Raw genomic sequence first — 21,211 nt, forward strand, 5'->3', positions numbered from 1 at the left:
CGTAAGAATGCTCACAGCGCGTGTGTCACCCGCGCCCCACCCGCGCCAGCTGGCGAGACTGGGCGACGAGCCGGCCCGCCGAGTCCCAGGCTTCGACCTCCTCGTCGAACCAGCCGTCGGCGATGAGACGTCCGCCGCCGAGCAGCACGAGCGGGCCTGGGGCGGGCAGCGCCCGCAGGTGCCAGGTGAGGTCGACGGTCGGCGCCCAGCCGCGCAGCCCGGCGGAGAAGACCACCGGCGGCAGCGCGTCGATGGCCAGCGCCAGCACGAAGGGGTCGGGGTCCTGCGGCTCGGCCATCTGGAAGTAGGCGCGCGCCTCGGGCCTGCCGGTGGGGCGGCCGTTGAGCCAGTCGATCGTGGGCGGGTCGAAGCGCAGCTCCATCTGGGCGTTCAGCGTCATGCCCGACTCGGGCTTGGGGTCGGGGAGCTTGACGCACTCTTCGGGCGGGGGCATGACGTGTCCGGGCGCGCTCGCGTAGACAGGCTCCGCGTCGTGCAGCGTCGCGGTGGTGACCAGGCTCTCGATCTGCGCGACGCCGTCCTGGACGAGCGTGGCGCGGGTGAAGGCGGCGGTCCTGCCTGCCTTGAGCCGTTCGACGCGCACCTGTGCCGGGCCGGCGACGGGGGACTTGAGGAACTGCGAGGTCGTGCTCACCGGGTGCTCGAACGGTGAGTCGTCCACCACCGCGCGCAGGACCACCGCGATGAGATAGCCGCCGTTGAGCGGGCCGCCGATCGCGTAACCGGGATCGAGGCACACGTCATAGGTGGTCTCGTCGATCCGGATCGCCTGCGTGGCCTCGTCGAACTTGGTCATCCGCCCCTGCCCTGAAATCTGGAACTATATTCTAGTACCCCATACTCTACGGCATCCGCCCATCAGCGCGCCTACCTGCGAAAACGTGATACGGCTGCGAAAGTTCGATCATGGCAAGTGTCACCGAACTCATCGGGCAGTCCGTATGGGACGCCAACGGGGTGTGGGTCGGTCACGTCGTGGACATACGCGTGGTCAAGCACAGGGGCGAGCTGCAGCAGGCCAATACCGTCTACGGTCTCGTGGTGTCGGCCAGGCGCGGGCCACTGCTGCTCGGCCTCACCCGAGACCGCCACGGCCGCCCGCCCTGGGTCTCCAGGATGATGGGCCGCCTGGTGTACGCCGGATGCACGTTCGTGCCATGGGCCCACGTGGAGGACTACAGCGAAGGCGAGGTGCACATCAGCACGCTCCGCCAGGAGCTCAACCGGGCATAGGCCACACTTCAGCACATTGCAAGCGCCCGTCTAGCAACATCAGCTACCTTCTTTGTGGTCATAAGTCCACACTGTGAGTTGAGTGATGTCTGCGAATAATCCCCCACGGGGCCAAGATCCTGACCGGACCACGGCGTACCGGTGGAACCAGGAGCAGCAGCCTGAGAACCCGCCGACGATGCCCCAGTCGCACGGCCAGCCGTACCCGCCGCAGCAGCCCTACCAGCAGCAGCAGCCGTATGGCCAGCAGCCCCAGTACGGCCAGCAGGCGGCGCCTGGTCAGCAGGCCCCGTACGGCCAGCAGGCGTCCTACGGCCAGCAGCCGTACGGCCAGCAGCCCCAGTACGGCCAGCAGCCCCAGGGCCAGCAGCCGTCCTACAACCCGCAGGCCGCCTATGGCCAGCAGCCCGCCTACGGCGCCCCGTACGGCCCGCAGGACCAGCTCGGCCAGCCGGGCCAGGGCGGCGGTTGGCAGAACCATGGCCCCGAAGTGCTCGGCGCGGGCGGTGAGCCGCCCAAGAAGGGCCGTAAGGGCTGGGTGATCGCCATCGCCTCCGCGCTGGCCGTGGTGTTACTCGGCGGCGGCGCGGTGTGGGCGGTCGGCGCGATCGGCGGCGGCGGCACGCAGCCGCACGACGTGCTCCCCGCTGCCTCCATCGCCTACGTCCGTCTCGACCTGGACCCGGCCGCCAACCAGAAGCTGGCGCTGTTCCAGATCGCCCAGAAGTTCACCGCCACGAAGGACAGCTTCAAGGGCGAGGACCCGCGCCAGGCGCTGTTCGACGCCCTCAAGAAGGACGGCGGCGAGGACTTCGCCAAGATCGATTTCGCCAGGGACGTCGACCCGTGGCTCGGCAGCAGGGTCGGCTTCGGCGTGCTGCCCTCCGGCGGCGAGCAGCCGGACTTCGCCATGGCCGTCCAGGTCAAGGACGAGGAGGCGGCCAAGGCGGGCATCGCCAAGCTGATGGGCGAGGAGAAGTACGGGCTCGCCTTCCGCGACGACTACGCCCTGGTCACCACTACTCAGCAACTCGCCGACAAGTACGCCGCCGAGGAAGGCAGCCTTGCCGACAACGCCGAGTTCAGCGACGACCTGAACGCCATGGGTGAGCAGGGCGTGCTGTCCTTCTGGGCGCACGTCGGCAAGCTGAGCGAGCTGGCCAAGGGCGACCTGACGGCCGAGCAGACGCAGGTGCTCGACCAGATCAAGACGGCCCGGTTCGCGGGCGCACTGCGGTTCGACGGCGCCTACGCCGAGCTGGCCGGAGTGGTGCGGGGCGGCAAGAACCTCACCAACGGCGCGGAGCTGCCCGGCACCTCGCTGGCGAAGCTGCCCGCCACCACCGCGGGCGCGTTCTCGATGTCCGGCCTGGACCAGCTCATCACCACCAAGTGGGCCGAGATCGAGAAGTCCGCCGCGGCGACGCCCAGCGGGGCCCAGTTCAAGCAGTTCGTCGAGCAGGCCAGGACCCAGTTCGGCCTGCAGCTCCCCGACGACCTGGCGACCATCCTGGGCAAGAACTTCACGATCGCGCTCGACAGCGAGGGCCTCGACAGCGACCAGATGAAGGGCGGCGTCCGCATCGCCACGGACCCGGCCAAGGCGCAGGCCGTCCTCGACAAGGTCATCCAGGCCATGTCGTCCAGCGGCCAGCCGGCGCCCCAGATCGCCAAGGTCGCCGGCGACGGCGTCTTCACCGTGGCCACCACGGACGAGTACGCCAAGAAGCTCGCCGAGGACGGAGCGCTGGGAGACAGCGAGACCTTCCAGACCGCCATCCCGGACGCGGACGCCGCCACCTACGGGCTCTTCGTGGACCTGGACAAGGTCGAGAAGCTATACCTGGAGAACATGCAGGGCGACGAGAAGGCCAACCTCCAGGTTCTGCGCGCCGTCGGTTTCAGCGGCACGCAGACGGACACGGACATGACGTTCTCGCTGCGCGTGCTGTTCAACTAGCCGCCAGGACGTGAAGAGGGGCGGCCGGCATCTCGCCGGCCGCCCCTTTCGCATGACGCGCGCATGACGCGGTCAGATCAGGCCCAGAGCTGCCCTTCCAGGCGCTGCTCCGCCTCGTCCAGAGTGCCCTCGTAGGCTCCGGTGGACAGATACTTCCAGCCGCCGTCGGCCACCACGAACACGACGTCGGCCCGCTCCCCCGCCTGCACGGCCTTGCGTGCCACACCGAGCGCGGCGTGCAGGGCGGCGCCGGTGGAGACGCCCGCGAAGATGCCCTCCGAGGTCAGCAGCTCCCTGGTGCGGCGCAGGGCGTCGGCCGAGCCCACCGAGAAGCGCGTGGTCAGCACCGACTCGTCGTACAGCTCAGGGATGAATCCCTCGTCCACGTTGCGCAGGCCGTAGACCAGCTCACCGTAGCGCGGCTCGGCGGCCACGATCCGCACCTCCGGCACCCGCTCACGCAGGAAGCGCCCGACGCCCATGAGGGTCCCGGTGGTGCCCAGCCCGGCCACGAAGTGGGTCACGGTGGGCAGGTCCTCGAGAATCTCCGGGCCGGTCGACTCGTAGTGGGAACGCCAGTTGGCCGGGTTTCCATACTGGTAGAGCATCACCCAGTCCGGGTGGGACGCGGCCAGGCCCTTGGCCACCCGGACCGCCTCGTTGGAGCCGCCCGCGGCCGGCGAGGAGATGATCTCCGCACCCCACATGCGCAGCAGCTGGCGGCGCTCCTCGGAGGTGTTCTCCGGCATGACGCAGACCAGCTTGTAGCCCTTGAGCTTGGCCGCCATGGCCAGCGAGATGCCGGTGTTGCCGCTGGTGGGCTCCAGGATCGTGCAGCCCGGGGTGAGCAGGCCGTCCTTCTCCGCCTCCTCGACCATCCAGAGCGCGGGCCGGTCCTTGATCGAGCCCGTCGGGTTGCGGTCCTCCAGCTTGGCCCAGATCCGCACGTCAGTGGACGGCGACAGGCGCGGCAGGCCCACGAGGGGCGTCCGCCCCACGGAGTCGGTCAGCGATTCGAACCGCATGTCAGCCGCCGGCGACAGCAGGCAGGACGGTCACCGTGTCGCCGTCGGCCACCGGGGTGCCCAGGCCGCCGAGGAAGCGCACGTCCTCGTCGTTCAGGTAGACGTTCACGAAGCGGCGCAGGCCGCCCTGATCGACCAGGCGGTCCTTGATGCCCGGGTGGCGGGACTCCAGGTTGGCGATCAGCTCGTCGAGGGTCGCGCCCTCGGCGTCGACGGCCTTGGCGCCGTCGGTGTAATTACGCAGGATGGTCGGAATGCGGACCTCGATGGCCATCGCTGTCAGTCTCCTCGGATCAGGTCGTCGTCCCGTCGGCGTCCAACGCCGGCGGCTGGCTGCGGAATTCCAGCTCAGCGACAGTCGTAGACGACGACAGCCGGAGTGTGTGCGAAGAGAAAACTCTGCACAGGCCTGACCATCATGGGATAAACCTTACCTCCTCCTCGGAAATCTCACCGTCGACGATCCGGTAGGAGCGGAACTCCACTTCGTCCTCAGCCCGCGTGGAGACCAGGACATAGTGGGCGTTCGGCTCGGAGGCGTAGGACACGTCGGTCCGCGACGGATAGGCCTCGGTGGCGGTGTGCGAGTGGTAGATCACCACAGGCTCCTCGTCACGGTCGTCCATCTCGCGCCAGACGCGGAACTGCTCCATCGAGTCGAAGCGGTAGAAGGTGGGCGAGCGCTCAGCGTTCGCCATCGGGACGAACCGCTCCGGCACCCCTTCGCGGCCCGCGATGACGCCACACGCCTCGTCGGGGTGGTCGGCCCGGGCGTGGGCAACGATCTTGTCAACGAGTTCCTGTGAGATCGTCAGCATGCTGCGGAAGTTATCAGAGGGCCCGGATCAGGGTGTCCTGGAGGTAGGTCAGCCAGTCGTAGGTGACGAAGGCCGCATAACGCGGATCATCCTCGGTCATGTTCTCGATCTCTTCGTGGATCTCCTCGGTCACCTCCAGCTTGACGCCGAGGGTCAGCCGCACGTCGTTGAGCGCGCGCAGCCAGGACTGCGCCTGCTCGGGCGTGAGCTCGACGCGACCCGGCTTGGCGGTGCCGAGGACGGTCTGCGCGTCGGCCCGCTTGCCGTCGCGCAGCGTCGCCTCGGTGTAGCGGCGGAACTCCGTCGCCTCCTGCGCGTCCGCGTAGGCCGACGGGAAAAGGCGCACCAGCACCGGATCCGAGGGCGCCTGCCCAGCCCCGATGCCGAGCGCCTGCTCCAGCGGATCGTCGCTGGTCTCACCCGGCTCCACCAGGCCGAGGACCATGGAGACGAGCGAGCGCAGGACCGAGACCTCTGCGGCCTCGAACGTCGCGACGACGGCGCCGCCCCTGCCTGTGGAGAACCCCGAACTCACGAACGCCGCCTCACTTGACCGAATCCGGCTGGACCGTCGCCCAGAGGCCGTAGGAGTGCAGGATCTGCACGTCGCGCTCCATCTCCTCGCGCGTGCCGCTGGACACGACGGCCTTGCCCTTGTGGTGGACGTCCATCATCAGCTTCTCGGCCTTCTCACGGGTGTAGCCGAAGACCGTTTGGAAGACATACGTCACGTAGGACATGAGGTTGACCGGGTCATTCCAGACGATCGTCACCCATGGCAGATCGGGCCGGACGTCCGTTGAAGGACGCTCGACGGTGATTGGAGCGGTGCTACCCACATCCCCCATCCTGCCCTACCTCAGCCGTAGTCTTCGAGTCGTGACAAGGACCATGAGCTCTGCGTTGCTCACAGATCACTATGAGCTGACAATGTTGCAGGCGGCCCTGCGGAGCGGGGCGGCGCACCGGCGGGCGGTTTTCGAAGTGTTCGCCCGGCACCTGCCCGGTGGCCGTCGCTATGGGGTTGTGGCGGGGACGGGACGTGTCCTCGACGAGCTCGAGAACTTCCGGTTCGGTGACGAGGAACTCACCTATCTGCGCACGAACGGCGTGGTCGACGAGCCGACCCTGGACTTCCTCGCCGACTACAGGTTCTCCGGGAACATCTACGGCTACAGGGAGGGCGACCTCTACTTCCCCGCCTCCCCGATCATGGTCGTGGAGGGCACGTTCGCCGAGGCCGTGCTCCTGGAGACCGTGACGCTGTCCGTGCTCAACCACGACTGCGCGATCGCCTCCGCCGCCTCCAGGATGGTCAACGCGGCCGGCAGGCGGCCGATCATCGAGATGGGCTCGCGCCGCACGCACGAGCGCGCCGCCGTCGCCGCCGCCCGCGCCGCCTACCTCGCCGGCTTCTCCTCCACCTCCAACCTCATGGCCGGGCTGATGTACGACATCCCCACCGCCGGTACGGCCGCGCACGCGTTCACCCTCCTGCACGACACCGAGCGGCAGGCGTTCGAAGCCCAGATCGCCAGCCTCGGCCCCGAGACCACGCTGCTGGTCGACACCTACGACGTGGCCCAGGCCGTCCGCACCGCCGTCGACCTGGCCGGCCCCAAGCTCCGCGCCGTCCGCATCGACTCCGGCGACCTGGCCGCGGCGGCCCAGGAGGTCCGCGAGCAACTCGACGCGCTCGGCGCCTTCAACACCCGCATCCTGGTCACCTCAGACCTGGACGAGTACGCCATCGCCGCGCTCGCCGCGGCCCCCGTCGACGGTTACGGTGTCGGCACCTCGCTGGTGACCGGCTCCGGAGCCCCCACGGCCGCGCTGGTCTACAAGCTCGTGGCCCGCGAGACCGTCACCGGCAAGCTGGAGCCCGTGGCCAAACGCTCCGTCGGCAAACCCTCGCGCGGCGGCCTCAAGAGGGCCTACCGGCTGCTGGACGAGAGCGGGAACTTCGAGACCGAGCTGGTCACCACCTCCGGCCTGGTGCCGGCGGGCGGCGTCCCCCTCCTGCACGAGCTCGTCCGCGACGGTCAGGCCGTGGGCCGCGAGCCCCTCTCCGAGGCCCGGGCCAGGCACGCCGAGGCCATCACCCACCTCCCGCAGGACGCGCGTCACCTCGGCAGGGGGTATGCGGCGATCCCCACGGAGTTCGCCTGACGTATCGTGATCCGTATGGGCAGTGCGCTGATCATTGTGGACGTGCAGAACGACTTCTGCGAGGGAGGCAGCCTCCCCGTGGCGGGCGGTTCGGAGGTGGCGGCCGCGATCACCAGGCACGTGGCGGAGCACGCCTACGACCACGTGGTGGCCACCCGCGACTACCACGTCGACCCCGGCCCCCACTTCTCCGACGACCCCGACTACATCCGGTCCTGGCCGGCCCACTGCGTGGCGGGCACCCCCGGCGCCGACTTCCACCCGGCCTTCGATGTCGCCGGGGTGGAAGAGGTCTTCAGCAAGGGCGCCCACGAGGCCGCCTACAGCGGCTTCGAAGGCACCTCGGGCGACGGCGTGCCGCTCGGCGAATGGCTGGAGCAGCACGGCGTCCACGAGGTCGACGTGGTCGGCATCGCCACGGACCACTGCGTCCGGGCCACCGCCCTGGACGCCGTCAAGCACGCCCTGGCCGTGCGCGTGCTCCTCGACCTCACGGCCGGAGTGGCCAGGCAGACCACCCAGGCGGCCCTCGCCGAGCTCGACGAGGCCGGCGCCACCCTGCAGGGCGCCCCGATAGTGCGCTAGACGGCGCCGGCGGGCAGCCGTGCAGGCGTCACCCAGCACTGCCCCGGGGGGTCAGTGCGGTGGGCCACTCTTCTCCGGGCCCCACGGCAGGAGCACATGCCGCCGGCGGCCCCGGGTCGTCCCGGAGCCGCCGGCTTGAGGGTGCATGGCCTCATTCGGTGCTGTTCGGTGCTATTCGGTGCTGGAGTCGTGGCTGGGGCCGCTGCCGTCGTCCTGGTTGGTGTGGTGGCTCGGGCCGTCGCCCTTGTCGCGCGTGACGTATCCGGACCCGTCTTTCGCACTGGGGCCGTCGGTGGGCTTCGGCATCGCGACGGGTTCGCAGGCCGACACCGTGCCCTCGACCACCGTCAACGACATGCCGACCGGTGGCTTGCTCGGGTTTGCCTGGTCGTGCGAGACCGCCAGGACGAGCGTCCGGCCGCCGGTGACCTGCCCCTTGCTGATCGAGAAGCTGATCCCGCCGCGCTCGCCGCCGACGCTGCTCTTCATGTGCCCGCCGGCGGCCGCCGCCTTGCCCCGGGGCTCCTTGCAGGTCTGGCCGGCGGGCAGATAGTCGACCTCGGCCTTGACTCCGGCCTCGGCCAGCTCCGCCTCCAGGTCCGCGGGGTCGCGGAACTCGCTGATCCACACCTCGACGGAGCCGTCCGGGCGCTGGTCCACCGCGAAGGCGGGGGTGGCGGTGCCTCCCTGCACCGCGACGGCCACCAGTACGGCCGCCGCGACCCCCGACAGCACGGCGCCCACCCTGGTCAGCCGGCGTGGCACCCGCCGCGCCGAGGTGCCGCGGACGGCGCCCTGCGAGGCGAGCGTCCCGGGGGCCGCCGACGGCGGCGCACCGGTGGCGGCGCGCTGCTCGACGCCTGCTCCGAAAGTGATCTCATCGGTCAGCACGTCGCGCAGGCGTGCCATCCGCTGCGTGTCGGGCTCCGGCGCGTCGGCCCGCATCTGCTGCAGTAGCCGCAGGTCATCCATGGTCTGCCTCCTCGGCGATGTCGGTCGGATCTGTCCCGCCAAGAGCGTCGCGGGTCTTCTTCCTGGCCCGGTGTAACCGGGACCGCACGGTCCCGACCGGGATGTCGAGCGCCAGGGCCACCTCGTCGTAGCCGAGGTCAGCCCAGGCGATCATCAGCAGCACGTCCCGCTCGTCCTGTGACAGGGCGGCCAGCGCCCGGGCGAGTTCGCGGTGCGCGGCCGAGGCCGACACCCGCGCCGCCACCCGGTCCGCGTAGCTCTCCACCACGTCGTCCACGCCTGTCCTGGCCAGCGCGTGGTAGGCCCTGATCTCGGTGCGGTGGTGCTTGCCGATGAGGTTGGCGGCGATGCCGTACAGCCAGGGGCGAGCGTCTGCGCGGCTCAGGTCGTAACGGTCGCGCCGTCTGAAGGCCGCCAGGAAGGTGTCGGCGACGACGTCGTCGGCGAGTGAGTCGCCCAGCCGCCGGGTGACGTAGCGGTGCAGAGCAGGAGCATGCCGGTCGAACAGGGTGGAGAAAGCGGCCGGATCCTGCCGGGACACCTCGATCACCTCGGCGTCGGTGGACACGCGTTCAGTGTCCGTAATCAAACTCGCCCCCTTTCATCGGGTGTGGTTCACCTGCTTTCACCCGATACAGGGAAACGAGTTCTCTGGGCGTCAAGGGCCTCAGGAGTGCGCGTGCCGCAGGGCGTCGTCGAAGGTGTCGAAGACCTCGAAGGCGTTGCGCAGGCCGGTGATGTAGAGCACGCGGGCCATGACGCCCTGCACGCCGCCGAGCAGCAGCCGCATCCCCCGGGCCTCGCACCCGTGCATGATGTCGACCAGCTCGTTGAGGCCTATGGAGTCGCAGAAATCGACTCCGAACAGGTCCAGGATCAGGTATCGCCGGCCCGGGATGTCCCAGACGCGCTCCAGCTGCTCCCGCAGCAGGGGCACCGCCTCGGCGTCGATCTCGCCGTCCAGGCGGATGATCACGGCGTCTCGGGAGAGGCCAGAAGAGACGATGAGCGTCGACTTTCCCGTGGCCTCAGACGACATGGTCAACGTCCTTCTGCGTATCCCAAGGCAGCCATGGGAAGTGTTGCCGGTTCCGGCCAGTTTCTAACAGAAAGCCACTGCTCTGTTGCCAAACGCATAGAGTTGCGGAGCGTCACGATCTCCGGTTGAGGTGATCCAAAAGGCCCTGGCCAGGCCCGCAGCCTCGCCGCGGGCCTGGGGACGTCACTAGCGCCGCTGGGTGGCCCAGCGGCGGATCGCGCCGATGCGCTCCTGGATCTGCTCCGCCGTCGCCTGGGCGATCGGCGGGCCGCCGCAGGCGCGGCGCAGCTCGGAGTGGATGACGCCGTGCGGCTGGCCCGTGCGATGGTTCCAGGCGCCGACCAGGCCGTTGAGCTCGCGTCTCAGCTCGGCGATCTGCTCGTGCGGGGCGAGCGCGGCCGGGGCCTGCTCCGGCTGCTTGCGCTTGGCCGCCTGCTGGTCGGACTGGCGCTTGCGCAGCAGCGTGGCCACCTGGTCCGGCTCCAGCAGGCCGGGCAGGCCGATGAAGTCCTCCTCCTCGGCGGAGCCGACCTCCGCGCCGGTGCCGAACTCGCCGCCGTCGAACAGCACCCGGTCGAAGGTCGCCGACGTCTCCATGGTCTCGAACGGCAGCTCGTCGCCCAGGACGTCGGGATTGTCCTTCTTGCGGTTGGCGTCCTCCAGGAGGCTGTCGTCCAGGCCGTCCTCGGGCGGCTTCCGGTTGAGGACGTGGTCGCGCTCGGCCTCCATCTCGTTGGCCAGGCCCATGAGCGTGGGCACCGACGGCAGGAAGACCGAGGCCATCTCACCGCGTTTGCGGGCACGCACGAAGCGGCCCACCGCCTGGGCGAAGAACAGCGGGGTCGAGGTCGAGGTGGCGTAGACGCCCACGCACAGGCGCGGGATGTCGACGCCTTCGGACACCATGCGGACAGCGACCAGCCAGCGGTCTCCGGACGTGGCGAACTGCTTGATCTTCTTGGAGGCGCCGGGGTCGTCGGAGAGCACCACCGTGGCGCCCTCGCCGCTGATGTCGCGCAGGTGACGCGCGTAGGCGCGAGCCGCCTCGTGGTCGGTGGCGATGACCAGGCCGCCGGCGTCGGGGACGCCGCGCCGTACTTCTGTCAGGCGGCGGTCGGCGGCCTGCATGACCTGGCGGATCCAGTCGCCCTTGGGATCGAGCGCCGCGCGCCAGGCCTGGGAGAGCTGGTCCTTGGTGAGCGGGGTGCCGAGCGTGGCGGCGAGTTCGTCGCCGGCCCTGGTGCGCCACTTCATCTCGCCGGAGTAGGCGAGGAAGATGACCGGCCTGACCACGCCGTCGTCGAGGGCGGGGCCGTAGCCGTAGGAGTAGTCCGAGACGCTGCGCTTGAAGCCTTCGGCGTCCTCTTCGTAGGTGACGAAGGGGATGGGGTTGTCGTCGGACCTGAACGGGGTGCCGGTGAGCTGCAGCCGGCGGGCGGCGGGCTCGAACGCCTCGCTCACGCCGTCGCCCCACGACCGGGCGTCGCCCGCGTGGTGGATCTCGTCGAAGATCACCAGCGTCTTGCGTGCCTCGGTGCGCGCGCGGTGCAGGGCCGGATGCATGGCGACCTGGGCGTAGGTCACCGCGACCCCGGTGTAGTCGCGGCTGGTGGTGCCCTGGCTGTTCTTGAACTCGGGGTCGATGCCGATGCCGACCTTGGCCGCGGCGTCGGCCCACTGGCGCTTGAGGTGCTCGGTGGGCGTGACGACGGTGATCGCCTTGATCACGCCCTTGCCGAGCAGCTCGCTGGCGATGCGCAGGGCGTAGGTGGTCTTGCCCGCGCCCGGCGTCGCCACGGTGAGGAAGTCACGTGGCTCGCGCCTGAAATACAGCTCCAGGGCATCCTGCTGCCAGGCTCGCAGCTTGGGGGCGGTGCCCCACGCGGCACGGTCTGGATAGGAAGGCGACAGGTGGGATGCGGCGAAGGTGCTCACCGCATCACCTCTGGGGTTCGTGTGCTTCGCTCTCTCACAGTGACCCAAGAGTAATCGGGCTCACCGACAAGACGTGCCGTGCATCGTGGATTCTGGCCAAGCTCGCTCCTGCGTGCTATGGGCGGGACGCGGCTTATCGCACGCTGGACATCACCGCGTCGAGCGCCTGCCTGCCCGCGTTCTGCTCGGGCTGGATCAGCCCGAGCAGCAGCGCGGTCCTGCCGTTCCTGGTGACGAGGGTCACGCGCAGGTAGGCGGGCCTGTTCACGACGTCGTCGTACGTGGCCCGCAGCGCCCGGGTGTGGCCCTGGGCGATCGGCTCGTCCTCGACCACGCTGACGCGATCTCCCTTCAGCAGAAGCCGCGAGTAGCGCTCCGCCGCCTCCTTGGTCGCCTTCGCGAGGTCCGGCGCCGATCCGGGCACCGGCCTGGCCATCACGATGGCGCCGCCACCGTCCCTGGCCACCGAGGTGAATCCGGTCACAGGCGGCACCCTGCCCTCCTGCCAGCCCGCCGGCAGCGTCATCCGCACGCCGGCCAGAGAGTCGCTGAGCCGCCCCGGCTCCGGCTCCGGCGCGGCGAACCGCAGCACCGCCACGACCAGCCCCGCCACCAACCCGGAGGCCAGCACCACGGCGAGCACCATGGCGAGCACCGACGCCGCTCGCCGCCGCCACGCGCCGTGCGGCACCCGCGGCCCCGGATCGGCGGGCGCCCCGTACAGCCGGGCCGACGGCGGCAGCGACTCCCACGAGGGACGGGGACCGTCCTCGGGCTCGAGGCCGCGTCCCGCTGTGCGCTTGATGCGCGGGTTCCACGGCTCTTCCTCGGCGTCCCAGTCGAGCTCGTCCGGCTCCTCGGTGCGGCGGCGCCTGGGCGGCCAGGCGCGGTGATCCCCCTCCATGGCACCTCCTCGTCCCGCTGTCCTATCACCGCTGGGCGCGGGGATCAGGCGTTCCGCGATCGCTGTGACCACAGAGGAGGAATCGCGGCTATGAGGAAGCGGGGGCCACCCGGGAGGACAGGAGCGTGGTCGCCAGGGCGATGGCGCCCATCAGCCCGCAGATCACCCCGAACCCCCAGGCGATCTCGGTCGGGCTGTGGCCGATGAGGTTGACCAGAGCGCCACCGATGCCCAGCGTCAGGGCGGAGCCCAGCATGTCGGTGACCGACAGGGAGGCGCTGTTGGCGCCCTGCTCGTTGACCGGCGACAGCTTGAGCGTGGTGATGCTCACCGTGGTCATGCCGAGGCCCATGCCGAACCCGGCCACGACCCAGGCCGGCACGGCGACCCAGCCGCTGACGCCGGGCAGGACCGCGAGCACCGACAGCACGATGCCCACCGTGACGCAGGCCGCGCCCGTCCTGACGCGCACGTGCGGCTCGGCCGCGCGCCGGCTCTGCAGGTAGGAGGCCGCCGACCAGCCGAGGGCGCCGGTGGTGAGCGCGATGCCCGCCGGGACGGTCTCGAAGGACTTGACCTCCTGCAGGGCGAGCGGGATGAAGGCGTTGACGCCGAAGAAGGAGGCCGAGAACAGGCCGCGCATCATCACGGTGGTCGGCAGCCCGCGACCGAAGCGGAGCGAGCCGGGAGGCAGGAGCTTGAACAGGCCGTACAGGAGGGCGGCGAGGCCCGCCGCGCAGGCGACCAGGCTGGGCAGGGGGGCGGCGTGCAGCCGGTCCACGCCGTACAGCAGCACGCCGCCGCCGGCGGCGGTGGCACTGGCGGCCACGGTCATGGCCAGGGGTCGGGAGCGCGGGCCCCGGGGGGCCGCCGTCTCCTCGTCGGTGTCGCGCCGCTTGAGCGCGGGGACGAGCATGACCAGTGCGGGCACCACGAGCGGGATGATGCCGTAGAAGACCCAGCGCCACCCCCAGGTCTGCCCGACGAATCCGGCGACTCCCGGCCCGACCATGGCGGGCACCACCCAGGCGGCCGACAGGGCGGCGAAGACCCTGGGGCGCACGTCGGGGGGATAGACCCGGGCGATCATGACGTACAGCGCCACGATGGTGGGCCCGGCTCCCAGCCCCTGCACGGCGCGTGCCGCCAGGAACATCCCCGCGCTCTGCGACGCGCCCGCGAGCCCCATGCCGAGCACGAACAGGACCAGGCCCACGAGGAACGGCAGCACGTAGCCGTGCCGGTCCGCCCAGAGCCCTGCCACCACGTTGGCGAACAGGCTGGCGATGAGGAAGGCGGAGAAGCTCACCCCGTACAGGTTCAGGGCGTTGAGGTCCTTGGAGATGTCCGGCATGACGACGCCGACAGACATGCCCTCGAAGGCGACCAGCGTGACCACGAGCAGGATGCCCATCGTGGCGGCGAGGTAGGGATGACCGAAGATGCGCGGGGATTGGTGGGGAGCGTCTAATGCCTTCGGTACTGTCACCCGGATAGCTTAGTCGCCCTTTTCCCAGGTGGCTTGCGGTAGGCCGTCCACATTTGACGCATCCGGCGCGCCTGGCCGGGCGTGAACTCGCGCATGCAGCGGTCCTGCGCGTAGTCCATGAAGTTGTGCACGGAGTCCCTGCCGGGCCGCGGGCAGCTGTCCTTGCTCTCCGGGCAGCCCTCGGTCGGCCTGACCTGTGGCGGGGTGTCAGGGATGCCGTCTCCGGGATCCACGCAGCCGCCTTCGAAGGTGTGGAACAGGCCGAGCCAGTGGCCGATCTCGTGCACGCCGGTGTAGCCGCGGTCGTAGCCGGGCATCGAGCCGCCGGGCAGGGCCCGCCAGTCGACGACCACGCCGTCGAGCGCGGGCGCGTCGGCGTACCAGTAGGGGTAGGCGGAGAAACCCAGCACCAGGTCGCCGAGCTCGGCGAGGTAGAGGTTCAGCGTCTCGGAGCCGCCCTTGTGCAGCGCGGTCTTCATGGCGCGCTCGTGCGCGATCGGGGCGGTGAACCAGGCGGCGTTGCGCGTGACGGAGATGCCGTCGAGGCGGAACGAGACGCCGGTCCCGGCGCCGCCGAGCCTGCCGCCGTAGGCGGCGTTGAGCGCGGCGATCTGGGCTCTGATGGCCTCGCCCGACGCCCTGGAGACGCCGTCGGTGATGACGTGCACCCAGGTCGGCACGGTGAACCGAGCGGGCGGCGTGACCCCGCGCAGCCGCCTGGCGAGCTCGACCGTGACCGCGGCCACGTCGCCCGGCTCGGGCGCCCGCGGCTCGGGCGATCGCGGACGAGCCGCGGGCAGGCGCTCGGCGCAGCCGGCCGCGGCGGCCGGCCGGATCGGCGCGGTGAGCCCGGTCGCGAGCACGCATGCGAGAAAGGCGGCGGTCGCGCGCCGGGTCATGCAACCCCCCGTTACGGCATGAGCTGGTCCGGATACAGACCGTAGCCCCACCGACGGTGATCACATGTCAGCAACACTCACTGCTTCTTGTCGGCACCTTCGCCGCCACCGACCGGCAGGCCCTCGTAGATCTCCTTGCATTCGGGGCACACCGGATATTTCTTGGGGTCGCGGCTCGGCACCCAGATCTTGCCGCACAGCGCGCGGATGGGCGTGCCCGTCACCATCGACTCGGTGATCTTGTGCTTGTCCGCGTAGTGGGCGAACCGTTCGTGGTCGCCGTCGCCGTGCGACGTCTGCGGACGGGTCTCCTGCTCAGGAAGGATCTTCGTGCTCACCCAACCGAGTCTATGCCTGCCGCCGACCAGTCCCGCTCGCTGCCGAAAAATACGGCTCCCACCTGGGGCGGGAGCCGTACCGGAGACAACAACGGGGTCAGCCGACGTGGACCGGCGCGCCCTCGATCTTGCGTCCCGACTTGACGAACAGCGCCAGGACCGCCGTGAGCAGCGCCACCCCGGTGCTGACCAGGAAGGCCAGGTGCATGCCGTCCATGAACGCGTTGTTCACGGCCGGGCCGACCGCCTGCACGAGCTGCGCGGGCGTGCCCGCCGGCAGCCCGCCGAACGGCGCGGCCTTCTCCAGCTGCGACAGCTGCTCCGGCGGGATCGCCTGGGCCGCCGTGCCGAGATAGCCGGGCAGCTTGCTGGAGATCTCGGCGGCCATGACGGCGCCCAGGATCGCGGTGCCGAGCGAGCCGCCGACCTGCATGGCCGACTGCTGCAGACCGCCCGCGACCCCGCTGAGCTCCAGCGGCGCGTTGCCCACGATGATCTCCGTGGCGCCCACGAACACGGGTGACAGGCCGAACGCCAGCACCACGAACGGGATGGCGCTCTCGATGAACGAGGCGTCCATGCTGAGCCGCGACATCAGGAACATCGCACCGGCGGTGACCACCAGGCCCGAGGCCATCGTGATCTTCGGCCCAAGCTTGCCGATCATCATGCCGGCCAGCGGCGAGGCCACGATCATGCCCGCGCTCATCGGCAGCATGCGCAGGCCGGCCTCCAGCGGGCTCAGCCCGTGCACTCCCTGGAAGAAGAAGCCCAGGAAGAACATCGCGCCGAACATGGCGAAGGCGACCATCATCATGAGCACGGTACCGATGGAGATCGACGGGTTGGCGAACAGCGAGAGCGGCACCAGCGGCTGCCTGGCCCGGTTCTGCCAGAAGATGAACGCGGCGATCAGGACCACGAACGCGGCCCCGAAGCCGAGAGTCGTGCTGTCGCCCCAGCCCCACTCGGGAGCCTTGATGATCGTCCAGACGAGCGAGAACATCGCGCCCGACAGCAGCACCACGCCGCCCCAGTCGATCTTGGCCAGCGCCTTCAGCGGGCTCTCCTTGATGAGGAAGATGCCCAGCAGCAGCGCGATGAGGCCGACCGGCGCGTTGATGAAGAAGACGGACTCCCAGCCCTGGTCCTCGACCAGCAGGCCGCCCACGATCGGGCCGGCCGCGCTGGACAGGCCGATGATGGCGCCCCACGCCCCCATGGCCTGGTTGAGCTTCTCACCGGGGAAAGCCCCGCGCAGCAGCGCCAGCGCGGCAGGCTGCAACAGCGCGCCGAACAGGCCCTGCAGCACCCGCAGGCCGATCAGCGCGCCGACCGGCGAGAGGCCGGGGATGACGTCTGCCAGCTGCTGGCTGAAACCGATGCCGACCGAGACCAGCGCGAATCCGCCGACACCGATGAGGAAGACGCGCTTGTGCCCGAACAGGTCGCCCAGCTTGCCCGCGGTGATCAGGAAGACCGCCAGCGCCAGCAGGTAGCCGCTGGTCACCCACTGCAGGTCGGCCAGCGAGGCGCCCAGGTCGGTCTGGATGACCGGGTTGGCGATGCCCACCACCGTGCCGTCGAGCATCACCATGATCACGCCGAGGCTGACCGCCAGCAGCACGAGCCATGGATTTCCGCCGGTCCCCGCCTTGTCCGGCGACGACGGTGCGTCGACCGTCGCATGAGCCATGAAGTCCCCCTAGATACATTGCGCCCCAGATCGGGGCATACGTCCCTTAAGCCTGGGTAATATATGTCAGCCACTGTCACATGACAAATGAGTTTTATTCGACACAAGCCGACTTGTGGCAGACTGTGACAGGAAGGTTTCGAGGGAGTGACGCGCGTGGGTCTACGGGAACGCAAGAAGGAGAAGACGCGGCTCGCACTCTTGGACGCCGCGCTCGATCTGTTCGTCGAACAAGGGTACGACTCGACCACCGTGGATCAGATAGCGGGGTCGGTGGATGTCTCGCCCCGCACCTTCTTCCGCTACTTCACCAGCAAGGACCATCTCGTGCTCTGGTATCACGACCAGGGCGAGGAGACGATGCTGGAAACCCTCGCCGACCGCCCGCCCGGCGAGGCCCCGTTCGAGTCCATGACCCACGCCCTGCGCGCGGTGCTGCGCGACATGGAGCGGTCAACGCCGGTGGACCGCGAGAGATTCCTGAAGATGCGGCGTCTGCTGGACCGCAATCCCCAGCTGGCGGACCACGCGATCGGCAGGTCCATGGAGACCGAGCGGCGCCTGATCGAGGCGGTAGCCGCCCGCCGGGGCGTGGACCCCGGCGCCGATCCGCTCACCCACCTGGTCGTGACGTTCGCGATGTCGGCCATGCGGGTCGGCTTCGAATGTCCCACCGATCGGGGCGACATCAGGCAGATGGTGCGGCGCATCGAGGAGACGCTCCAGCTCGTGGAGCGCTCGCTGCGGCCGGGCTGGGACGCCTAGCTCCCTAGTTCATCGTGGGATCGTCGGGACAGGTCGCCACGAACGCGAGCTCTCCCCGCTGCCGCCGCAGCACGTGGCGCCAGAGGGAGCCGGGGTCGGCGTAGAAGGTGTCACCGACCTCGGAGTCGACGACGTACCACGCGCCCTCGGCGATCTCGCTCTCCAGCTGCCCCGACGTCCAGCCCGCGTAACCGGCGAAGATGCGCATCTGCGCGATCTCGTGCTGCAGGATCTCGGGCGGCGCGTCCAGGTCCACGGTGCCCAGCCGGGACACGGCCGGTGTGCCCGCGTGCAGCCGGCGCCAGCCCAGCGGCTCCCCACCGCTCGGCACCGCGGCCAGCGCCAGCGCGCTGTCGGTCTGCACCGGCCCGCCCTCGAAGAGCACGCTCGGCCCGGTCACCAGCGGATCCCACACCGGCAGCACCTGCGTCACCGAGATCTCGCTCGGCCGGTTGAGAACCACACCGAGCGTGCCGCCGTCGAGGTCGTGTTCGAGGATCAGCACGACGCTACGCCGGAAGTTGGGGTCGTCAAGAAGCGGCGTCGCCACCAACAACCCGCCGACGTAGATCGCTTCCGCCATACCTCCATCATGAAGGGTGAACGGGGTTTCCCGCTCCCCCAGTGGCCCGATGTTACTTTCTGTAGCCATATGGGCACTGTAGACACCATAGATCGCCACATTTGCGGAGCTCGGGAGGAGCTATGCGCATCGGAGCCCGTCTCGCCCTGGCCGCCCTGCCGCTCGGCATGACCCTCATGCTGCCTGCGACGGCGTGGGCCTGGCCGACCCCCGACTCCGGCGATCCGTTCACGATGACCACCGACAAGTTCGGCTGCCGCTCCGGCACCGTACGCGTCACCCTGCGCAACCAGACCCGCCAGCTCGCCCGCTTCGACCTGCGCTCCGACTCCTCCTCCGTGGCCACCGGCTCCATCCCCGCCCGCAAGGCCATCACCAGGCACGTCAAGATCCGGCGGGGTGGCAGCGCCGAGATCGAGGCGTACTCGGTGAGCCCCACCCAGCCCGACACCCTGATCGACTCCACCCGGGTCCGCAACGACTGCCCATGGGGTCACCACCACGGGCGGCTGCCCTTCACCGGGCCGCCCGTCGACCTGATGGCCAAGCTCGCCACCGCTGGCGGCATGGTCCTCACCGGCGGCATCGTGTGGTGGTACGGGTCCCTGTGGCCCCGCTCCGGTCGCTCGCCGTTCGGCCCCTGAAGACCGGTCAGCCGGTCGTGAAGGCGCCCGCCCTGGCCGCGATCAGCGCGCGGGATGCCGCCTGGGCGGCGATCGTCTCGTCCACCGGCTCCCTGGTGACCACCAGGCGGTAGTAGAGAGGGGCGGAGACGGCGCGGATGAGCTCCGGCCCGTCGGTGCCCTCGGGGAGCTCCCCCCGGTCCACCGCCACGTCCACGACCTTGGCCCAGTCGGCGACGCGGCGGGCGTAGAAGGCTCGCAGGGCGGCGGCGGCCTCTTCGTCGCAGGTGGCAGCCGCTATGACGGCCTGGAAGGTGGCGCCGAGGCGGGGGTCGGTGATGGCGCCCAGGACGCTGAGCGCGTTGGCGCGCAGGTCGCCGTCGACGGTGCCCGTGTCGGGCGGCGGGGAGGACTGCTCGGCCAGCTCGGTCATGAGGTCGGCGACCAGGCCGGCGGTGGTGCTCCAGCGGCGGTAGACGGTGGTCTTCCCGACCCCCGCCCGCGCCGCCACCTGGTCCATGATCAGGCCGTGAAAACCACGTTCGACCAGCTCGTCCTGGGTCGCCTGGAGCACGGCCGCGCGAACCTTGGCCGTACGACCTCCCGGGCGGACCGTTCCCGCCAAACGGGACTCTTGTTCCATTAAGGCTCCTCGTATGCTAGCGTCACACCATCTTAACGGAACGAGAATCCCATTAAGGGGGACGACGTGACTGTACTCGCTGAGCCGGCACAGGCCTCTCGGATGAGCGCCCGCCAACGACTGATCCTGGTGCTGTTGCTGGGATCGCAGTTCATGCTCGCGGTCGACTTCTCCATCTTGAACGTCGCGTTGCCGGTGATCGGCTCGGGACTGGGCTTCGGGCTGGCCGACCTGCAATGGGTGGCGACCACGTTCGCGCTGGCCGCCGCCGGGTTCACGCTGCTGTTCGGGCGGATCGCCGACCTGTTCGGGCGGCGCAGGCTCTTCCTCGCGGGGATGGCGCTGCTCGGCCTGTCCTCGCTGGCCGGCGGGCTGGCCACCTCGCCCACCATGCTGCTCGTCGCCCGGGTCGCCCAGGGCCTGGCCACGGCCATCGTCACGCCCGCCGGGCTGGCGCTGCTGACCACGTCCTTCCCGGAAGGACCGCTGAGGGCCAGGGCGCTCGGGCTGAACGGGGCGCTGATGTCGGCCGGATTCACCTCCGGCGCGATCCTCGGCGGCCTGCTCACCGAGCTGCTGAGCTGGCGCTGGGCCTTCTACGTCAACGTGCCCGTGGCGCTGGCCGTACTGGTCGCGGCGCCCCTCGTCCTGACCGAGAGCCGGCCCGAGCGCCGGCCCAGGATGGACCTGCCCGGCGCCGTGACGGTGACCGCCGGCCTGCTCGCCCTGGTCTACGGCCTCACCCGCGCCGGTGAGCACGGCTTCGCCGACCCGATCGGCCTCGGCGGGCTGGCCGCCGGCGCGGTGCTGCTCGTCGCGTTCTGGTTCGTCGAACGGCGCGCCGCCTCTCCGCTGGTGCCGGTGACCATCCTGGCCAGGCGCAACGTGAAGTGGGGCAACCTCGCGGGCCTGGTCGCGTTCGCCACCGAGACCTCGCTGGTCTTCCTCCTGACGCTCTACCTGCAGAAGGTCCTCGGCTACTCGGCGCTGGCCACCGGCCTGTCGTTCGGGGTGCTCGGACTCGGCACGGTGCTCGGCGGCGTCGTCGCCCCGCGGGTGCTGGCCAGGACCGGAACCGGCCGGGCGATGACCGTCGCCTTCGCCGTGCAGGCCGCCGCCACCGCGTCGCTGGCGCTGCTCGGCGCCGGCTCCGGATGGATCTGGCTACTGCTGGCGGCCACGTTCGTCGGCGGCGTGGGGAACATGGTGGCGATCGTCGCGTTCATGGTCAGCGCCACCTCCGGCCTGCCCGACTCCGAGCAGGGCCTGGCCACCGGCCTCGCCACGATGACCCAGCAGGTCGGCATCACCATGGGCATCCCCGTCATGAGCGCGGTCGTGACCGCCGCCATGGGCACGGTGCTCCAGGGCGTGATCGTGGCCGTCCTGGTCAACGCGGCTCTCGCCCTGGCAGGGGTCTTCATCCGCACCGACCGCGCCCGTACACCCGCAGGACCCGAAAGCGCCGTGCGGCGATGACACCAGCAGGTGAGCGAGGGCGGAACATCGCCCTC

24 protein-coding genes are annotated in these 21,211 nt (G+C 70.0%); 7 read left to right on the forward strand and 17 right to left on the reverse strand.

Translation table 11 applies throughout. The features are described 5' to 3' along the window. Positions 1-25: 25 nt before the first annotated feature. Entirely contained in the window at positions 26-817 is a 792-nt protein-coding gene (locus V5E28_RS19310) for a thioesterase family protein (protein ID WP_336208329.1), read from the reverse strand. Between the two features lie 110 nt (positions 818-927). Here V5E28_RS19310 and V5E28_RS19315 point away from each other — a divergent pair, with 110 nt between their 5' ends. Both V5E28_RS19315 and V5E28_RS19320 read left to right on the forward strand, forming a co-directional pair. Beyond that, positions 928-1,254, forward strand: a complete 327-nt coding sequence (locus V5E28_RS19315; RefSeq protein WP_336208330.1) for a hypothetical protein — start codon at positions 928-930, stop codon at positions 1,252-1,254. A 178-nt stretch (positions 1,255-1,432) separates the two neighbouring features. Beyond that, entirely contained in the window at positions 1,433-3,214 is a 1,782-nt protein-coding gene (locus tag V5E28_RS19320) for a DUF3352 domain-containing protein (protein WP_336208331.1), read from the forward strand. 77 nt (positions 3,215-3,291) lie between these two features. Here V5E28_RS19320 and V5E28_RS19325 read toward each other — a convergent pair whose 3' ends face one another. The 5 genes from V5E28_RS19325 to clpS all read right to left on the reverse strand — a co-directional run bounded on the left by V5E28_RS19325 (position 3,292) and on the right by clpS (position 5,896). Then, a complete protein-coding gene (locus V5E28_RS19325) occupies positions 3,292-4,239 on the reverse strand; it encodes a PLP-dependent cysteine synthase family protein (protein WP_336208332.1) in 948 nt (315 codons plus the stop codon). A 1-nt stretch (position 4,240) separates the two neighbouring features. After that, on the reverse strand, positions 4,241-4,513 hold the full coding sequence (locus V5E28_RS19330) for a MoaD/ThiS family protein (protein ID WP_336208333.1): 273 nt from the start codon (positions 4,511-4,513) through the stop codon (positions 4,241-4,243). 142 nt (positions 4,514-4,655) lie between these two features. After that, on the reverse strand, positions 4,656-5,057 hold the full coding sequence (locus V5E28_RS19335; RefSeq protein WP_336208334.1) for a M67 family metallopeptidase: 402 nt from the start codon (positions 5,055-5,057) through the stop codon (positions 4,656-4,658). A gap of 13 nt (positions 5,058-5,070) precedes the next feature. Continuing rightward, positions 5,071-5,592 carry a DUF2017 domain-containing protein gene (locus V5E28_RS19340; protein WP_336208335.1) on the reverse strand — a complete coding sequence of 174 codons (522 nt, stop codon included), beginning with the start codon at positions 5,590-5,592 and terminating at the stop codon, positions 5,071-5,073. Positions 5,593-5,602: 10 nt separating this feature from the next. Then, positions 5,603-5,896, reverse strand: a complete 294-nt coding sequence (clpS, locus tag V5E28_RS19345; RefSeq protein ID WP_442945842.1) for an ATP-dependent Clp protease adapter ClpS — start codon at positions 5,894-5,896, stop codon at positions 5,603-5,605. Between the two features lie 40 nt (positions 5,897-5,936). Here clpS and V5E28_RS19350 point away from each other — a divergent pair, with 40 nt between their 5' ends. Beyond that, positions 5,937-7,226 carry a nicotinate phosphoribosyltransferase gene (locus tag V5E28_RS19350; protein ID WP_336208337.1) on the forward strand — a complete coding sequence of 430 codons (1,290 nt, stop codon included), beginning with the start codon at positions 5,937-5,939 and terminating at the stop codon, positions 7,224-7,226. Positions 7,227-7,241: 15 nt separating this feature from the next. Beyond that, positions 7,242-7,811 (forward strand): isochorismatase family protein, encoded by a 570-nt coding sequence (locus V5E28_RS19355; RefSeq protein ID WP_336208338.1) that lies wholly within the window; start codon positions 7,242-7,244, stop codon positions 7,809-7,811. A gap of 171 nt (positions 7,812-7,982) precedes the next feature. Here V5E28_RS19355 and V5E28_RS19360 read toward each other — a convergent pair whose 3' ends face one another. The 9 genes from V5E28_RS19360 to V5E28_RS19400 all read right to left on the reverse strand — a co-directional run bounded on the left by V5E28_RS19360 (position 7,983) and on the right by V5E28_RS19400 (position 17,083). Then, positions 7,983-8,783, reverse strand: coding sequence for a hypothetical protein (locus tag V5E28_RS19360; RefSeq protein WP_336208339.1), 801 nt, complete (start codon positions 8,781-8,783; stop codon positions 7,983-7,985). Next, a complete protein-coding gene (locus V5E28_RS19365; protein ID WP_336208340.1) occupies positions 8,776-9,351 on the reverse strand; it encodes an RNA polymerase sigma factor in 576 nt (191 codons plus the stop codon). The genes V5E28_RS19360 and V5E28_RS19365 overlap by 8 nt, the downstream gene beginning before the upstream one ends. A gap of 99 nt (positions 9,352-9,450) precedes the next feature. After that, positions 9,451-9,822: an anti-sigma factor antagonist gene (locus V5E28_RS19370; RefSeq protein ID WP_336208341.1), complete on the reverse strand. Its 372-nt coding sequence runs from the start codon at positions 9,820-9,822 to the stop codon at positions 9,451-9,453. 186 nt (positions 9,823-10,008) lie between these two features. Continuing rightward, the gene (locus V5E28_RS19375) at positions 10,009-11,757 is read right to left on the reverse strand and encodes a DEAD/DEAH box helicase (RefSeq protein ID WP_336208342.1); all 1,749 of its coding nucleotides are present in this window, start codon (positions 11,755-11,757) and stop codon (positions 10,009-10,011) included. A 133-nt stretch (positions 11,758-11,890) separates the two neighbouring features. Next, positions 11,891-12,661: a hypothetical protein gene (locus V5E28_RS19380; RefSeq protein ID WP_336208343.1), complete on the reverse strand. Its 771-nt coding sequence runs from the start codon at positions 12,659-12,661 to the stop codon at positions 11,891-11,893. 88 nt (positions 12,662-12,749) lie between these two features. Beyond that, the gene (locus tag V5E28_RS19385; RefSeq protein ID WP_336208344.1) at positions 12,750-14,150 is read right to left on the reverse strand and encodes an MFS transporter; all 1,401 of its coding nucleotides are present in this window, start codon (positions 14,148-14,150) and stop codon (positions 12,750-12,752) included. Continuing rightward, complete coding sequence (locus tag V5E28_RS19390; protein WP_336208345.1) at positions 14,147-15,049, reverse strand: zinc metalloprotease; 903 nt, start codon at positions 15,047-15,049, stop codon at positions 14,147-14,149. The genes V5E28_RS19385 and V5E28_RS19390 overlap by 4 nt, the downstream gene beginning before the upstream one ends. A 77-nt stretch (positions 15,050-15,126) precedes the next feature. Next, positions 15,127-15,387, reverse strand: coding sequence for a DUF3039 domain-containing protein (locus tag V5E28_RS19395; protein ID WP_336208346.1), 261 nt, complete (start codon positions 15,385-15,387; stop codon positions 15,127-15,129). 97 nt (positions 15,388-15,484) lie between these two features. Then, positions 15,485-17,083 carry a DHA2 family efflux MFS transporter permease subunit gene (locus V5E28_RS19400; protein ID WP_336208347.1) on the reverse strand — a complete coding sequence of 533 codons (1,599 nt, stop codon included), beginning with the start codon at positions 17,081-17,083 and terminating at the stop codon, positions 15,485-15,487. 156 nt (positions 17,084-17,239) lie between these two features. On the opposite strand from V5E28_RS19400, the gene V5E28_RS19405 reads away from it, so the two are divergent. Continuing rightward, the gene (locus V5E28_RS19405) at positions 17,240-17,848 is read left to right on the forward strand and encodes a TetR family transcriptional regulator (protein WP_336208348.1); all 609 of its coding nucleotides are present in this window, start codon (positions 17,240-17,242) and stop codon (positions 17,846-17,848) included. Between the two features lie 4 nt (positions 17,849-17,852). Here the strand turns inward: V5E28_RS19405 and V5E28_RS19410 are convergent, their stop codons facing one another. Beyond that, the gene (locus V5E28_RS19410; RefSeq protein WP_336208349.1) at positions 17,853-18,431 is read right to left on the reverse strand and encodes a YqgE/AlgH family protein; all 579 of its coding nucleotides are present in this window, start codon (positions 18,429-18,431) and stop codon (positions 17,853-17,855) included. A 122-nt stretch (positions 18,432-18,553) separates the two neighbouring features. On the opposite strand from V5E28_RS19410, the gene V5E28_RS19415 reads away from it, so the two are divergent. After that, positions 18,554-19,075: a hypothetical protein gene (locus tag V5E28_RS19415; protein ID WP_336208350.1), complete on the forward strand. Its 522-nt coding sequence runs from the start codon at positions 18,554-18,556 to the stop codon at positions 19,073-19,075. 7 nt (positions 19,076-19,082) lie between these two features. On the opposite strand, the gene V5E28_RS19420 is transcribed toward V5E28_RS19415, so the two are convergent. Continuing rightward, positions 19,083-19,697, reverse strand: coding sequence for a TetR/AcrR family transcriptional regulator (locus V5E28_RS19420; protein ID WP_336208351.1), 615 nt, complete (start codon positions 19,695-19,697; stop codon positions 19,083-19,085). Positions 19,698-19,763: 66 nt separating this feature from the next. On the opposite strand from V5E28_RS19420, the gene V5E28_RS19425 reads away from it, so the two are divergent. Then, a complete protein-coding gene (locus V5E28_RS19425; RefSeq protein ID WP_336208352.1) occupies positions 19,764-21,176 on the forward strand; it encodes an MFS transporter in 1,413 nt (470 codons plus the stop codon). Positions 21,177-21,211 lie beyond the last annotated feature (35 nt).

It is taken from the genome of Nonomuraea sp. LPB2021202275-12-8 (genome assembly GCF_037044575.1).
In the GTDB taxonomy this organism is placed as follows: Bacteria; Actinomycetota; Actinomycetes; order Streptosporangiales; family Streptosporangiaceae; genus Nonomuraea.

Excerpts from the sequence above, each read along its gene's own strand:
- V5E28_RS19310 (WP_336208329.1), bottom strand. The coding sequence starts at position 817 with ATGACCAAGTTCGACGAGGCCACGCAGGCGATCCGGATCGACGAGACC.
- V5E28_RS19315 (WP_336208330.1), top strand. The coding sequence starts at position 928 with ATGGCAAGTGTCACCGAACTCATCGGGCAGTCCGTATGGGACGCCAAC.
- V5E28_RS19320 (WP_336208331.1), top strand. The coding sequence starts at position 1,433 with ATGCCCCAGTCGCACGGCCAGCCGTACCCGCCGCAGCAGCCCTACCAG.
- V5E28_RS19325 (WP_336208332.1), bottom strand. The coding sequence starts at position 4,239 with ATGCGGTTCGAATCGCTGACCGACTCCGTGGGGCGGACGCCCCTCGTG.
- V5E28_RS19330 (WP_336208333.1), bottom strand. The coding sequence starts at position 4,513 with ATGGCCATCGAGGTCCGCATTCCGACCATCCTGCGTAATTACACCGAC.
- V5E28_RS19335 (WP_336208334.1), bottom strand. The coding sequence starts at position 5,057 with ATGCTGACGATCTCACAGGAACTCGTTGACAAGATCGTTGCCCACGCC.
- V5E28_RS19355 (WP_336208338.1), top strand. The coding sequence starts at position 7,242 with ATGGGCAGTGCGCTGATCATTGTGGACGTGCAGAACGACTTCTGCGAG.
- V5E28_RS19360 (WP_336208339.1), bottom strand. The coding sequence starts at position 8,783 with ATGGATGACCTGCGGCTACTGCAGCAGATGCGGGCCGACGCGCCGGAG.
- V5E28_RS19370 (WP_336208341.1), bottom strand. The coding sequence starts at position 9,822 with ATGTCGTCTGAGGCCACGGGAAAGTCGACGCTCATCGTCTCTTCTGGC.
- V5E28_RS19380 (WP_336208343.1), bottom strand. The coding sequence starts at position 12,661 with ATGGAGGGGGATCACCGCGCCTGGCCGCCCAGGCGCCGCCGCACCGAG.
- V5E28_RS19390 (WP_336208345.1), bottom strand. The coding sequence starts at position 15,049 with ATGACCCGGCGCGCGACCGCCGCCTTTCTCGCATGCGTGCTCGCGACC.
- V5E28_RS19400 (WP_336208347.1), bottom strand. The coding sequence starts at position 17,083 with ATGGCTCATGCGACGGTCGACGCACCGTCGTCGCCGGACAAGGCGGGG.
- V5E28_RS19410 (WP_336208349.1), bottom strand. The coding sequence starts at position 18,431 with ATGGCGGAAGCGATCTACGTCGGCGGGTTGTTGGTGGCGACGCCGCTT.
- V5E28_RS19415 (WP_336208350.1), top strand. The coding sequence starts at position 18,554 with ATGCGCATCGGAGCCCGTCTCGCCCTGGCCGCCCTGCCGCTCGGCATG.
- V5E28_RS19420 (WP_336208351.1), bottom strand. The coding sequence starts at position 19,697 with ATGGAACAAGAGTCCCGTTTGGCGGGAACGGTCCGCCCGGGAGGTCGT.